This window comes from Cryobacterium flavum, assembly GCF_900103805.1.
Classification (GTDB): domain Bacteria; phylum Actinomycetota; class Actinomycetes; order Actinomycetales; family Microbacteriaceae; genus Cryobacterium; species Cryobacterium flavum.
Genome location: NZ_FNIB01000026.1, coordinates 1 through 14,144 on the forward strand (window position 1 = coordinate 1; position 14,144 = coordinate 14,144).

15 protein-coding genes and 1 pseudogene are annotated in these 14,144 nt (G+C 62.3%); 10 read left to right on the top strand and 6 right to left on the bottom strand.

All coding sequences use genetic code 11. The features are described from left to right. Nucleotides 1-354, top strand: a 354-nt coding sequence (locus tag BLS91_RS18870) for an HNH endonuclease signature motif containing protein (protein ID WP_139165833.1), incomplete at its 5' end; no start/stop codon positions are given. A 494-nt stretch (nucleotides 355-848) separates the two neighbouring features. Here BLS91_RS18870 and BLS91_RS18875 read toward each other — a convergent pair. After that, nucleotides 849-1,919, bottom strand: a complete 1,071-nt coding sequence (locus BLS91_RS18875; protein ID WP_092342556.1) for a hypothetical protein — start codon at nucleotides 1,917-1,919, stop codon at nucleotides 849-851. A gap of 28 nt (nucleotides 1,920-1,947) precedes the next feature. Between BLS91_RS18875 and BLS91_RS18880 the strand changes: the two genes are divergently transcribed. From BLS91_RS18880 to BLS91_RS18890, 3 genes and pseudogenes are all read left to right on the top strand, one after another. Continuing rightward, complete coding sequence (locus BLS91_RS18880) at nucleotides 1,948-2,154, top strand: hypothetical protein (RefSeq protein ID WP_092342558.1); 207 nt, start codon at nucleotides 1,948-1,950, stop codon at nucleotides 2,152-2,154. Between the two features lie 7 nt (nucleotides 2,155-2,161). Next, nucleotides 2,162-2,728: pseudogene (locus BLS91_RS18885) on the top strand (hypothetical protein). Nucleotides 2,729-3,066: 338 nt separating this feature from the next. Beyond that, entirely contained in the window at nucleotides 3,067-4,278 is a 1,212-nt protein-coding gene (locus BLS91_RS18890) for an FAD-binding domain-containing protein (protein WP_092342560.1), read from the top strand. Between the two features lie 511 nt (nucleotides 4,279-4,789). Here BLS91_RS18890 and BLS91_RS18895 read toward each other — a convergent pair. From BLS91_RS18895 to BLS91_RS18905, 3 genes are all read right to left on the bottom strand, one after another. Continuing rightward, a complete protein-coding gene (locus BLS91_RS18895; RefSeq protein WP_092342562.1) occupies nucleotides 4,790-5,041 on the bottom strand; it encodes a hypothetical protein in 252 nt (83 codons plus the stop codon). A 433-nt stretch (nucleotides 5,042-5,474) separates the two neighbouring features. Next, nucleotides 5,475-6,866: an MFS transporter gene (locus tag BLS91_RS18900; protein ID WP_276326820.1), complete on the bottom strand. Its 1,392-nt coding sequence runs from the start codon at nucleotides 6,864-6,866 to the stop codon at nucleotides 5,475-5,477. Next, a complete protein-coding gene (locus tag BLS91_RS18905; RefSeq protein ID WP_092342566.1) occupies nucleotides 6,863-7,897 on the bottom strand; it encodes an MDR family NADP-dependent oxidoreductase in 1,035 nt (344 codons plus the stop codon). Before BLS91_RS18905 ends, BLS91_RS18900 begins: the two co-directional genes overlap by 4 nt. A 104-nt stretch (nucleotides 7,898-8,001) precedes the next feature. On the opposite strand from BLS91_RS18905, the gene BLS91_RS18910 reads away from it, so the two are divergent. From BLS91_RS18910 to BLS91_RS18925, 4 genes are all read left to right on the top strand, one after another. Then, nucleotides 8,002-9,003 (top strand): helix-turn-helix transcriptional regulator, encoded by a 1,002-nt coding sequence (locus tag BLS91_RS18910; RefSeq protein ID WP_159433914.1) that lies wholly within the window; start codon nucleotides 8,002-8,004, stop codon nucleotides 9,001-9,003. 250 nt (nucleotides 9,004-9,253) lie between these two features. Continuing rightward, on the top strand, nucleotides 9,254-9,745 hold the full coding sequence (locus tag BLS91_RS21255) for a GNAT family N-acetyltransferase (RefSeq protein ID WP_159433915.1): 492 nt from the start codon (nucleotides 9,254-9,256) through the stop codon (nucleotides 9,743-9,745). A 408-nt stretch (nucleotides 9,746-10,153) separates the two neighbouring features. After that, entirely contained in the window at nucleotides 10,154-10,492 is a 339-nt protein-coding gene (locus BLS91_RS18920) for an ArsR/SmtB family transcription factor (RefSeq protein ID WP_167552447.1), read from the top strand. Then, the gene (locus tag BLS91_RS18925; protein ID WP_092342572.1) at nucleotides 10,489-11,655 is read left to right on the top strand and encodes an MFS transporter; all 1,167 of its coding nucleotides are present in this window, start codon (nucleotides 10,489-10,491) and stop codon (nucleotides 11,653-11,655) included. The genes BLS91_RS18920 and BLS91_RS18925 overlap by 4 nt, the downstream gene beginning before the upstream one ends. A gap of 330 nt (nucleotides 11,656-11,985) precedes the next feature. Here BLS91_RS18925 and BLS91_RS20865 read toward each other — a convergent pair whose 3' ends face one another. Beyond that, nucleotides 11,986-12,144, bottom strand: coding sequence for a hypothetical protein (locus tag BLS91_RS20865; RefSeq protein ID WP_233197141.1), 159 nt, complete (start codon nucleotides 12,142-12,144; stop codon nucleotides 11,986-11,988). Between the two features lie 126 nt (nucleotides 12,145-12,270). On the opposite strand from BLS91_RS20865, the gene BLS91_RS18930 reads away from it, so the two are divergent. Continuing rightward, on the top strand, nucleotides 12,271-12,663 hold the full coding sequence (locus BLS91_RS18930) for a VOC family protein (RefSeq protein WP_092342574.1): 393 nt from the start codon (nucleotides 12,271-12,273) through the stop codon (nucleotides 12,661-12,663). Nucleotides 12,664-12,976: 313 nt separating this feature from the next. Here the strand turns inward: BLS91_RS18930 and BLS91_RS18935 are convergent, their stop codons facing one another. Continuing rightward, nucleotides 12,977-13,477, bottom strand: coding sequence for an RES family NAD+ phosphorylase (locus BLS91_RS18935; RefSeq protein WP_338061616.1), 501 nt, complete (start codon nucleotides 13,475-13,477; stop codon nucleotides 12,977-12,979). A gap of 412 nt (nucleotides 13,478-13,889) precedes the next feature. On the opposite strand from BLS91_RS18935, the gene BLS91_RS20405 reads away from it, so the two are divergent. Further along, on the top strand, nucleotides 13,890-14,144 hold a 255-nt coding region (locus BLS91_RS20405), incomplete at its 3' end, for a hypothetical protein (RefSeq protein ID WP_208859943.1).

The window sequence follows — 14,144 nt, forward strand, 5'->3', positions numbered from 1 at the left end:
GGCGACGTGCTCTACCTCGGCGACACAGTCCGCTGCTTCACCCCCAAACAACGCGCCGCCATCACCGCCCGCGACGGAGGCTGCATCATCCCCGGCTGCACCATCCCCGCCCGCTGGACCGAAACCCACCACGTCATCCCCTGGCAACAACACGGCCGCACCGACATCGACAACGGTGTCCTCCTCTGCTGGTTCCACCACCACACCATCGACACCAGCGGATGGAAAATCCGCATGATCAACAGCCGACCCCAAGTACGCGGACCCCTACTCTGGGACCCCACCCAAGCCTGGCGCCCCGCCCACAGCCACCGCGCCAACACCACCAACCCCGAACCACCCTGGCGCACCTAAGACCATCAAGCGCGGCCGGAATTCTGTTCATCTTTGACTTCGACCGGGCTCGCCTCGAGCAAAACAGCGAGTCGCGGCCTTCTGCATTACTCACTGCAGTCACCCAGGCGTGGTGCCCCCGGTAGGAATCGAACCTACGACAATCGGATTGCGGCGGACCCTTTTTAGCCGAGCGACTCTCATTGCGAAACCTAGACTGAACTCGTCCGATCTCGATCTGATCAGGAGTTCCCTGTGATTTCTATTGCAATTCTATCGCATCACCTAGGCCCATCTCGGCTGGTCTCGACGCAATAAACGTTGAATAAACGTGCGCGCATCAAGTCCCCATGTTTGGTCCCAGACCCACCCATTCGACATACGATACCGAACGCGAGCCGAACTCCTGGTCGTGCTTCGGCACAACGGTCGCGACCGCGCTTGACCGATCTGGGCAGGCGACCAGAGAGATCGCGAAATATGCCCATCTCCAGGGGTGGCAAGCCAAAGGCCAGTTACCCGACGGACGGTCGGTGAATCCGTTCGTCTACCGCGTCCGCAGGACCTTGGAAAGACATCGCAACGCGCTGCTGCGCGACGCGGGCAACATTCCGAGCATCCTCGATTGTCAGCCTGTTCGTGGGCACGCGCCCAACGACCTCCTGCATCGCAAGCTGCACGACCAGTGACTCGACGGGCACACGAGGCTTTCTCCGATGAGTCCTAGCCTGGTTATCCATCTCCGCGTCGACGAGAAACCGTGCACTATTGCGGTGAGCATGGGTCACGACTGTTCTTATGAGTCGCTCGAACTGCTGCTGCCGCTCTTCGCGCCGAACAATGGCCTCCGTGGCGCGAACGGCCGCTGCGACGTCGCGGCCGGTCAGGAGGTCGACCCGGCGCATCCGCTCTGTGACGAATTCGACAGCGCGGGCGCAGACGATGGTCTCCACCGGAACTGGCGGGAGCCCCATGCGTGCTCTAGTTTCCACGTAGGCTTCGGCGAAATCGCGCATGCGGGCACCGTTCTTGAGCATGTGCTCGGTGAGCGACTCCGCGAACACCGTGAACTGCCGGAGATGTTCGGGCCGTGACGAGTCACTGACATAGGCGTCGGCCTCGCGCTCGTTGGCCCGGCGCTCGGCCGCAGTAGTCGCGTGCAGAAGCTTTGGCGGGAGGCCGGCCCGACTCAGGCTGCGCTTCAGCCGTCGCGCCGCCGCGTTGGCCTCCAGCTCGGACTGGTAGATCTCCGGATCGCTGCGCCGGTTGCGCTGCAGCTCGGCACCACGCTCCTTGTTGCGCTCAGCCCACTGCCGGGTGATCTGCTTCGTGCGCTCCGGGTCCGCATCCCGCCTGGCCGCGCCCGGGGCATTCACCTCGCCGCGATGGGCCTCGTAGCAGCGGTTGTAATACTCGCGCACCTTCTCGCGATTCTCCGCCACCCACCGCTGCTGATACTCACGCCTGCGCTCCGGATGCTCCACCCGCCACCGCTTCGCCCGCTCCCTCCCCCGCGCCCGCACCTCCGCCTCACGATGCCGGCGAGCCGCGGCCCGACGGATCGAATCCCGATTAAGCTTCGCCAAAGGCGACAGCTTCGTCGCCGAAGGATATGTGCGCACCTTCCAGGTCGAGCGCGACGGCGAAACCATCCAACGCGAAGAGTTCGTCGCCAAGAAGATCGGCCATGATCTCGCTCGCACAAACTACCAGATCACTAGAACCAATCGCTCGGCTCAGGGCAGCGAACAGGACGCTGCGGCAACGCAGACGGCAATCGTCAGCGAGACGGAAGCTGCCCACGCCAGCTCGGGGTGGTGAAGCAGCGATGGCAGAGTCCTTGGTCGAGTGGGCATCCGGTGAACACGACGACGCGTTCGGAGCAAGCTCGTTGGAAGATCTCGACGGGCCGCTCACTGCGGAGCCGCCGCATCCGATCAATTGAAACCTCCTCAGCGCCGACGACGCCGAAACTGAATGGATCGAACTCAACCGCTGGGTGAACTGGCTGCGACGCACCTACGGGCTGCCAGCATCCGTCGTGCCGCCGTTCTGGCACCGCCACCCCGAACTCATCTGGGAGCTCTCCGCGCTGCACCTGCACTGGCTCGGCGCCTACGACCCCGACCAGCACGGCTCCGCCCCGCTCGGCTGGCACCGTGACTTCGCGGATGCCCGCCAGCGACTTCGCGAATGGGTCGCGATCTCGGGGACGCGGCTGGAGCGGGATCGTTCGACTCGGCAGACGTCATGGCCAGGCGAAGCGCCCGCCGACGCCGTGGAGGACGTTGTCATTATCGTTCGCGACGAGGACTTCGTGCAGTTCGTGGTCGATGACGTCGCGCGTCGCCGCGATGCCGAGGCATCGTTCTACTCGCGCGCTGAATCTAGTTGATATCGCCAAGCCTTGGCTCTTGCGAAGGGCGCAAAAGGACCTGCTTCGCTGTCGCAGCTAACGCACCTGAGCGCGACTGTTCAAAGGTCGGGGCAAACGCGACACCCTCGGGCTCGTGACCCGCAGATCCCAGTATCCGTGCGGACGTGCCCGCTCAGCGTCCCCGAGTGACACGGCATCAGCGGCACGGCCGCCGGGCGGTTTGGCCCCAGATCTGTCCCGCAGTCCGGCGGCGAATTCAACAATTCGTTGCGACGACCGGTTGAGTTCGCCGTTCTGGGTTGCCCCAGGGGGCCGACCGGGACCTTCTCAAATTCACATGGTGCATGATGAGAGGGATGTTCACTCCTACCCGAGCTGCCGGCCTCGAAACCCTCGGCCTGTTCGTCCCTCATGCAGGGTTAGATTACACGCGAGACCGCAATCACGACACTGGACCCTCCCGTGAAAACGTCTCCGGTCTCTCTCCGTACCTACGCCACAGACTCCTGACCGAGCGCGAAGTGGTTTCGGCTGTGCTTGAACGGCATCGGTTCGGTGCATGTGAGAAATTTGTGCAGGAAGTCTTCTGGCGGACGTACTGGAAGGGATGGCTCGAGCAGAATCCCGAGGTGTGGCGACGGTATCGCCGCGATGTGGCCGAGCTCGGGCTCGCGAGTGACACACGCTCCGGAGGTTACCGCGAAGCTATCGCTGGGCACACCGGCATTGATGCGATGGATGCGTGGGTGCGTGAGCTTGTGGACACCGGATACCTGCACAACCACACCCGCATGTGGTTTGCGAGCATCTGGATCTTCACGCTCGGCCTGCCGTGGCAACTCGGTGCGGACTTCTTCTATCGACACCTTCTTGATGGCGATGCCGCCTCCAACACGCTCTCCTGGCGGTGGGTTGCCGGGCTTCAGACCGCCGGAAAGACCTACCTCGCGACGGCATCGAACATTTCTCGCTACACCGAGGGCCGGTTCTCGCCATCGGGACTCGCCACGTCGGCACGAGCGATCATCGAAGAGCCACTGCCAACGCGGGCACCGATTGCTCCCGCCGAATCCACCCCATTGGGCGCCCGAGTGGGGCTGTTGCTGCACGAAGAGGATCTGGACGCGGCAAGCCTGCGCGCCGAGCTTTCCTGGTTGGATTCGAACAGCCGACTCGTGGCTATCGCCGGATCCACCGATCCCGACGAGCGCTCGCCCTCCGGCGCCTCGGCTGCAGTGCGGCGATTCACGGCATCAGCCCTCGATGACGCTGCCAAGCGGGCCTTAGACGCCCTCGGGCGACCGGCGAGAGTGCTACCCGACGCGCTCCCCTCCACGGTTCTGAAGTGGGCGGAGTCCGAAGGCCTCGATACGGTGGTTATGCCGAACGCACCGGTAGGCCCGGTGCAGCAACGGATGCTGACGCTCGGCGCCGCTCTCGCCTCGGAGGGAATAACGGTCACGATCGTCAGGCGGCGCTGGGACACGCTCGCTTGGCCCTACGCCGCGCGCGGGTTCTTCCCTTTCCGCGAGCGTATTCCTGAACTGCTGCGCCAGCAGGGCTTGTAGACCCGGGACCCTGACACAGGGCGACACGATCAGCAGAGTCGAGCAACCGCCGGACACATCACGCGGCACAATGCCCAGAGCGTCGGTAACTGCTTACTAGTCGGCGTCGTGAAATCGCAAAGCGCAAAACCCCCACTTCGGAGGTCAACGGGACACCGGTGGTGTTCAGTCAATACTGCGATGTATTTCACAACGCCGTACCCACATTGGAGGAGCACGCGGAGAGTATCGTGATTACCTCACATCGTCGAGGAAATGCCCTGTCACCAATGTTTTCAGGGGATGTCGGCTACTGTCACCTAACCGTGCAGCAGACCCCTCAAGGGTTACGCTTGCGGGATGGGCAGCAAGACTGACATTCATTGGGTTAGTGGCGGTCAGCGTCCGAGGCAAGAATGGGCCCACTGCGCAAATCGAGTGCCGCGGAGCGGAGCGCGACACCTACCTGTGGATAGATAAAATAGAAGGGCAGCCCATGTGTGCTGCCCCTCTTCAAAAATGGGAAGGGTCGTCAGCACCCCTTCGGACCCGCAGGGTTCTCGCGTTTGAAGAACCAGCGGCCCAGAAGGGTAACCAAGATTCCAATAAGCACGACGCCGGCGACGATCAGAAACGCGCGCATCCCATCACTGGACGCGATCGTGGCGGCATTAACGAAGGCCAGCAACCCGCAGAACACGATCGCGACCCAGCCCACGATCTGACGGCCGCTTGGCCGCTTGGCCTGACCTTCCCGTCTTTCGGTCACGGTGTTCTCCTTCATTTTAGTATTCATCAGTAGGCGAAATTCCCGGCCTTGTCGCGCTTCTCTTGGCTCACACTACCGAGGTAGGCCGCCATGCGGCCGCCGCCGCCCACGGGCTAGTCGCGGAAGCGATTAGAGACCCAGAGAAGCCGCCAATCAGTCTTTCGGCCTGAGCCCAGAACGGCCCAAGATCCCGCGCAGACCGAATGGCCGTCGCAGCCGAGGCCACAGCTGAGGTCGCATGAGTCGTGACTACGGTCGACGATGCGGAGGAAACCGAGTGGGTAGACGCCATGGCCGGGGCATCAGTTGCCACCATTGCAATGACGAGTGCCCCACCAGCGCGCGTCGTTCTGTACCCGCGGTCGATCTACTCGAGACCCGTTAAACGTTCGTCCTACGGGACCCGGCGTTATTGGCCTAATCTCAGCCGATGATCTGCCGCAACGATTTAGAGGCTGTTGTGTGCAGCAGTACGTGGCGATGGTGTGTCGACTGATCTGTTGGATCGTCGTGTCGTAGCTTGGTAGGCCAGCCATCCGGCTGCGATGAGCGCCAGTACCGCGGCCGCCAGGAACGCAATGTTGTGGCTTGGAGATGCAGTACCGAGGTCGATGGTGACTATAGCCGCGAGTCCGACGGTGTTCCCAATCTGCTGCGCAGTCGTGAGGATTCCGGAGGCGATGCCCCCGAGGCTGCTGGGAAAGGATGCCGTGATGAGGTTTGCAAGGGTACTGATCGCCACCCCCATGCCGGCGCCGAAGCCAGCACTGATGAAGATGATCGCACCCGTCCAACCGTCTTGGGCTACAGCGGCGATGGCGAACAGACAAACACTCATGAGTAAGACTGCGAGGACAGCCGCATTCATGGATCCGAGCTTTCCTACGATGGCCGGAGAGGCGGCGGCTGCGATGAAGGCGGCCGCGGACAAAGGCAGAAATGACAACCCTGTCTGGAGCGCATTCAGATCTCTGTGCACTTGGAAATTCAGGGTCAGAAAATAGAAAGTACTGGTCATTGCCCCACCGACGAGAAGCATTGCCGTGGGGAGCTGCCACACCCGTTCCCCGGCCAAGCGTCGAAGGGGTAACAAGGGATTCGACGATGACCGGATTTCGATGAAGACGAACAGGAGGAGGCTCCCCGCTGCTGTGACGAACCAGACAGCCGCGGGGACGTCGAGCAACTTTGATTGAAGCGACGCGAACCCCAGCGTCAGGGTCGTGACGCAGACTGTCCCCGCCGCCGCTCCGGGCAGATCGAGGCTGCCCCTCTGTACTGGCTGAATACGACCGATAGCGATGGTCAAAAGACCAAGGAGAACCACGCACAGCGGGACGTTTACGAGAAGAGTCCACCGCCAACTCGACCACTCGACCAACAGACCGCCGGTGAGAACGCCAATCGCACCGCCGCTACCTGCCGCGGCACCCCACAGTCCAAAAGCACGAGCGCGCCCCGGGCCTGCAGGGAAGGAAAGCGACAGCAGTGACAGCGTCGCTGGCGAGATGAGCGCAGCAGCGATCCCCTGGGCCATGCGCGCCGCGATCAGGACGCCGGCCGTTGGAGCCGTTCCCCCGACCAGACTGGCCACTGCAAAAAGGGCAACCCCTATAAGCAGGATCCGACGCGCCCCAAACGTATCGGCTAAACGTCCCGATACGAGGAGCAGCCCGGCAATCGGGATAGCGAAAGCGTTCACGACCCAGGGCAGGTTTTCTCGTGAGATGCCGAGGTCTGCTGCCAGCTGCGGCAGTGCGACAGTCAAGATTGAACTATCGAGAACGACCAGGAACTGCGCAATACTGCAGACGGCGAGGACAGCGCGTTGTTGTTTCACTCGCGGTCGAGGCGAACGATGACGTTGCCGCGAAATTTCCCCAGGAGGAGTCCGTCAAGGACCGCCGGCGCCGCCTCAAGGCCGCCGTTGACGATGGTGTGCGGAAAGACGATTTTGCCTTCGCTGAGCCAGAGCCCGTAGTGCTGGTTCCAAGCTTGGATCTGGTGGGGGGTGTGGAAGGTAGAGAAGGGGCGAATCTCAATTTGTTTGACGATGGCCGTCATGATGTCAAGACGCGGACTGCCTGCGTCGCCGCCATCAATCTGACCGGCCAGTGCCCCGCAGAGCGCGAAGCGTGCACCGGGAGCCGCGGCCTGAACTGCCGCCTCAAATTGGTCACCGCCGACCGTGTCGAAGAAGACGTCGATGCCTTCTGGCGCTAGTTCTTGCAAGCGGGAGGCGATCGACTCCGTACGGTAGTTGACCGCGGCGTCGAAGCCGAGCTCGTCAACCAGGTAGGCGACTTTGTCATCGCTGCCTGCGCTCCCGATGACGGTCTTCGCGCCCAGCGCTTTTGCAATTTGTCCGGCGAGTGAACCAACGCCGCCCGCAGCCCCGCTGACGAAAACCACATCGCCCTCACGGACCTGGGCGATGTCGACGATCCCGTGATACGCAGTGACACCTTGATTCAGCACGTATTCAGCTCCCGGCAGGACTTCGATCGGTACCGGCCAAAACGTTTCTGCAGCCGCGACGGTCTCCTCCCGCCATCCGCTCATGTGCGTCACGACGGATCCGACCGGCAGGTCGGCTGCTGACTCTGTGACTGTTCCAACGGCCCCGCCCCAGAGCGGCGTCCCCAGCGCATAGGGCGGCATTGGAAGGCCGGGATGTTCCGTCATGAGATCGGCCATGACGGCGGTGATCTGAATGAAATCGTTTCGCACGCGAACCTGACCGGGCTCCAGACGTGCGGCTTCAATTGTCTGCATCGTGAGGCAGTGCGAAGGAGAGATGGTGTGATTGGTGCGGTACTGGTTCAGGACGATCTCCTCGGTGGTAGTGGCAAGCGCGGTGATGTTGGGCATGTGAAGTACTCCAGTTCGGTTCGGCCCGGTGGTTGCCGGGCAGGTGCCACCGTAGAAGCAGTACCGGACAGGTATTGTCCGCTACAGGGTGGAAGATGAAGGTTATGTGGGATACCTCCGGACGACTGCTGAGATTGTTAGCGCTGCTACAACGCACCCGGGAGTGGAATGCGGCCGAGTTAGCAGTCGAACTGGAGGTCACGGCCCGCACTGTTCGACGCGACGTCGCCCGGCTTCGTGATCTGGGCTACCCGGTGGCCAGCGTTCACGGCACTGGTGGTGGTTACCAGCTCGAAGCCGGTGCAACATTGCCTCCGCTGATGTTCGACGCCGAAGAAGCAATTGCCACCCTCCTCGCGCTGCAGGATGCATCTGCGACAGGCAATCGTGGTGCAGCCCCTGGGGCGCTTAGCGCCCTCGACAAGCTCAATCGCGTCATGCCGCCCCGACTGCGTTCCACGATCGATGCCCTGGCTCAGAACTCCAGCCGCATCGACCTGGGCAGCCAGATCGGCTCGGACCCGGCGCCCGTGAACGCGAACACTCTCGTGCAGCTTGCTCGAGCGTGCCGGGACCGCCGACAAGTCGAGGTCACGTACCAGGGGCGCTCGGGAGTGAAGGGGTGCCGACACCTTGAGCCCCTTCATCTCGTTCGCACGATGAACCGGTGGCACCTCGTCGCGTTCTCCCTCGATGTGAACGACTGGCGCATCTTTCGCGTCGACCGCCTAGCAGATGCCACCATCACGCCAGCCTCAAGTCGCCCTCGACAACCGCCGGCAAAAGACCTCGATGTCTATGTTGCGGGCCGAGTCGGCGCGACGGTCCGGCAGGTGACCGCGACCGTGCGCGTTCACGCTCCCCGCGCTGAGGTCGCCCACTGGATCTCAGCCGCCTGGGGAACCATCACCGAGGAAACAGCCGAAACGTCACTCATCCAGGCTGGCGCGGACAGCTATAACGCGATCGCACGCTGGCTGCTTCTGATTGATAGACCCCTAACCGTCGTAGACCCACCAGCGCTGCGAGCGGCATTTGCGACCATCGCCACCGAGGCAAAACGCACAGCTTCGAAAGAGGCCACAGGGAGGTCTGCGGCGAAATAGCAGAAGTATTAGCTCCTAACTGTGGCGTGCAGGTTAATTAGGCATAGGCCCACGGTGCGCTTTCAGGGACGCGCCACTTCTACCCAGCGAAGTTTGCGACAATGAGCGGCCGGTTCAATGACGTCAGCAAAGTCAGCGATAGATTCGAAATTTGACAGTCCCGCTGAGGGTTCCTCCTATGGGAGGGCGGAGAACCAGCTGTCTCGGCCTTGGACAGAGCGCCCCGCCGCCGAGAAGTACTCTGGGACGTATGTTCCCCGCCCTGCCGATCGTTATCTCTGCCGCCTCGCCCACCTCCGCCGAAGCTCAGGATGTGTCGACTCGGTATTACGAGGACTTGGTTGGCCGGTACCATCAACGGCCCGCTACACGTGGGGAAGTTCGAGATGCTGAAGCCGGATACCCCAACGGTGACCTCGTCGCACCTACGGGGATTCTGTTGCTCGCCCGCCAGGGGCTCTCTGTGCTCGGCTGCGCAGGAATGCGAGTTCGCCCTAACGCTATCGGAGAGGTGACCCGAGTTTTCGTTGAATCTGCAGCACGTGGACGCGGCTTGGGGCGTCTGCTGATGGAGGAACTGGAATGCAATTCCCTGGAAATGGGAATCCGTACCCTCCGGTTGGACACTCGCACCGACCTAATTGAGGCGCGCGACCTCTATGCGTCCCTCGGCTTCGTTGAAGGGGAAGCGCATAACTCGGACCCGTACGCGAACCACTGGTTCCGGAAGGAACTGGTGTAGAGGCCGGGCAAGACCGGTGTGCAGGTGCCTGCAGGAATTCGGAACGGAAAGTCGGTGACGTTCGCTCGGCTTATATCCACATCTCGTCGGGTCCCGTAGGGCGTTCCCCAAACGGAACGGATGAAAGTCGCCGATCGACCGTTTGCGTGTCCCCCTCGGCGTCCGGCTTGCGGGGCGGCTTGGAGATGGCGAAATGAAGCACCACAGTTTGGCCAGTGCAACTGTTCTGGAGGGTAGCGCTCTTTCTAGTTTCCGTCAGAGATGCTGGGTGGCATTTGTCGCCGTGATCACGCAGTCATCAAGCCATTGATACACGCTGGCCCGTTTTGCGGCGACCCACGATTTATCGTTCGACTATTCTCGCACTATGCTTGTGCGAGAATAGTCGAACGATATGAGGTGGGCCAGATGGCAGCAGCACGCGTGTACAAGCATCCAGAGACTGGGGACATCGCGATCCCGAGAGTGATGTTCGCGTTGAGTGAGCCCCTGCGTTTGTCGATGGTGCAGCTGCTCTCGGAGCGGGGTGAAGTTGACAGTATCGAGCTTGGGCCGGACCTTCCGAGGTCAACGCTGACACACCATACAAGCCTGCTGCGCGAATCCGGTGTCGTGTTCGTCCGCGCAGAGGGTCGTAAATGCATGATCCAGCTGCGTCGCGACGACCTCGAAACTCGTTTCCCGGGACTTATCGACACCGTGCTTCACGGTTACCAGGAATCAAATCCAGGGATGGCCGAGGCATGATTCGCAAGGTATGGCCATTGGTTGCCGCCGCCATTGCTCTGGGGATTGATGCCTATGTGCTTGCCGGGGTGCTGCCTTCGATCTCGGACTCGCTGACCACGACGTTGGCCGCTGTCGGGCTCGGGGTGACCGCATTCACCGGCGCATATGCGCTGGCTGGCCCAATGATGTCGGGGAGACTCAGCCGCGGACACACCGCACGTGCACTGCTCATTGCGCTGGGCGTTTTCAACCTCGGTAACCTCATCACTGTGGTCGCGCCTGGAATCGAGGTCTTCCTCGCTTCCAGGCTGATTGCGGGTGCCGGCGCGGGCGTGCTCACGGCGGTTGCGACGGTAACCGCGGCCGCGATGGTCACCGAGTCCGAGCGGGGCCGGGCCACGGCGATGGTGACGTTCGGCCTGTCCACCGGAACTGTTGTCGGTGTGCCGGTCGGGATGCTCATCGGCGATCTCTTGAATTGGCGGTGGACGATGGGGCTGGTCGTCATCGTTGGTGTGCTCGGCATGCTCGCACTCGCTGTGCGCGCTCGAACGTTGCCGTCGTTGCCGACATCGATAGGCCCGGCAATTGGAGTGTTCCGGTCCGCGAGAACTTGCGTTGGGGTGTTGATCGCATTCCTACTCGGCGTTGCCAGTCTGGGCTTGTACACGTATGTGCTGCCGATGGCAGAAACCCAGGGCCTCGAAGGGTGGGGCTTCGCACTCGTGTGGGCCTGGGGCATTGGAGGCGTCACTGGCTCCGCACTGATTGGCAGACCACTGGACACTTATGGGCCACGAGTCCTGTTGATCGTGCTGCCGGGAGTCCTCCTGACCAGTTTCGTTGCGATGTGGGTGTCCGATTCCCCCGCAGTCTGGCTAATCGCAGCAGCATTGTGGGGCGCGGCAGGCTGGGCAAGCGTGCCTACCGTGCAGCAAGCCCTCGTCGGGGATCGACCCGAGCAGGCGATGCCAATCATCGCGTTCCAGATGGCGGCAATGTATCTCGGTTCCGCCGTCGGCGCTGCTGCTGGAAGTAGCCTGTTACTCACAGGGACCAGAGCCACCGAACTCATTGTTTGGGCCTTGATCCCTGCAGGACTGGCGGTCATCCTCGCAGCCTGGTTCAGTATTAGCGCGCTCCGCCCGCAACCTGAACCTCGTGCCACCGTGGCGGCGTGACACGCCGACCAATCCGTTGCCAACCTCGGCGGTAAAACGTCCACCGCTAGCATCCATCCTGCCGCCAGGAGTGAAGCCGGGCAAGCGCCCGCCGTTCCTGGATCCTACGGTCTCGAGCTGATAAAAATGTGTCCCGGTCAAGGTTCGTCTTGCGGAACGGGCGTGGGGCGGTTGTAATACGATCAGAACCCTGCACGCCATTGGTTTTCCCTCCGAAGAAACGCTTCCATGAGGATCCACATCAACGGGGGCAGGCCGCTGGCGTGAAGAGTCCGAGAAGACAGGGGGCACGAATCAACCAAGCGCTTCGATGCGGGGAGCTTGGCGCGCTTACGGATCTACCAGCAGGTGCAGCCGCTCGGGGGCCGTGGACGCGGTCGTCGCTGGCTCGATCACCTGGGTGGCGAAAAGTGCGTCCGCCTCCTCGACGGTCGCGAGCTGCAGCTCCTCCTTGGAGCCGAAGTGGCCGAACAGGACGCTCTTGCTCATCCCACAGCGTCGGCCAGTCTCGCGATCGAGAGCCCGCCGATCCCCTCGACGGTTGCGAGACGAACGACCGTAGGGTTGACGTACGCACGAACGATCGTGCTTATTGGAATCCAGGAGGAACCATCGATGACGATTTTCCCACCCATCGCCCATGTGGCGCTCACGGTACGAGACCTTGAGGTGAGCGTCCCCTGGTACACGGAGTTGTTCGAGGACCAGCCAGTGCTCGATGAGGACACCGGGCCCTTCCGCCACGTCGTCTGGATGGTGAGCGGCACCCTCGTCGGTCTGCACCAGTTCCCCGACTCGGACGTGACGACGCCGTTCAGCGAGCGCCGTGCGGGCTTGGATCACGTCGCATTCGGCGTCGCGGACCGGTCCGAGCTGGAACTTTGGGAGAAACGCCTGGACCAGCTCGGCGTCAGCCACGACACGATCAAGGACGCCCGATACGGGTCAGGCCTGTCCTTCCGCGATCCCGACGGGCTGCCGCTAGAGTTCTTCGCGCCGCCGGCCTGAGAAGGAGCAGCACCGCCTTGGTTGAGCGTCCGGGGATAGGACCGGACGCTCAACCAAGGGCACGCACGAGTGAAACCAGCGACTCTGTCGCTGGACGGCCGATCAGCCGGACCGGACAACGCTATCGGCCGCGCAGATCATGGCTTAGAGTCCCTTTGACCGATCGTGTCACACGGTTGCTGCATCAGCTTGACAGAGTCATTTTCCTCTAGCAAATATGTTTTGGGAACAGGACCAGCGTCAGTGATCGCAGGCTCGGGTGTCTTGGTGGACGTTCCCCTAACGCTCGGCGTCGAGGTGGAACTCGGGGAGGTCAGTCGAGAGCCACGCGTGGGGCATCCGCAGAATTCCACCTGAATAGCGTGAGATGCCAACGGCCAGGGCGCTTGCGAGAAGGATCGATGAGGCCATTCGCTCCGAGACCCTCTAGCCGTCGGCGAACCTTCCACGACGCGGGCTCGCCGCCGTTTTTCACAATGTCCTGCCAAGGCGCGACTGCGTCTGCAAGGTTGACACCGGCCACCAGGAGTACGGCCGGGTCTCGGAGATCGACAATGTTATGGGCCTCCACGTGAAATTTGAGCAAGACGAGCTCGTCGACACGACCCTGAGCATGGGCGATCATTGCCGCGTCGACTCCCTCAGGAGATGAGCTCAGGTACAGAGTCCGTTGATTCGGTTCCGAGTACCTGCCGGCCAGACGCGAACCAAGAAGCGCTGCGTCTTGATACGCAGGGTTTACGGCGCGATAGAACGATCCGGATACGCAGGACCAGAACTCACCCACCTGTTCCACCAAGGGTTCACCCGACACTAATCACTCCCCAGAACGTCCCGACCGGTCCCTTCCGACGCTACCCGACGCACAGATCGCCATGGACCGTCCCGTTGACCGTTCCCCAGTGACACGGCATCGGCGCGGTCCGCCGCCGAGTGGTTTGGCCTCGTCTCTGTCGCGCTGGTCGTCCGGCTTGCGGGCGGGGAGCCGCGGTACCGTCGATGACATGATTACCACCGCTTGACTTCGCCTTCGGCGTTGACGCCGTGCTGATGTGGGCCATCCCCCACGCAACAACATCCGGCCGACTTGTGGTTTGATCAACAACGTGCCCCATTCCGTTTCGAACCGACGCCGTCCGAGCCCCGTCACATGGTTGTCCCTCGCGGTGTGCGGCACGCTCACTGGTTGCGCGGGAGCAGTCCCGGCGTCGGACGCGGTGTCACAAGTGTCGGCGCGCAAGGCAGTCGCTGACGTCTCTCGGGGTCTCTACCGTGAGGGAACGGACGTCATCGATGACTATGCCCGCTGGGCTGACACCGACACCGAGAAATCGACCGTAGTCGAGTTGATCGGCTACGAACCATATCCCGGCGCGATCCACGGCGAACCAGTTGGAGCGCTGCAGTTTCGTGCGACGATACAGCCCACCCCGAACGAAGGGCCGCACGTCGCTTGCTTTGAGTCGCAGTTCGATTTCTGG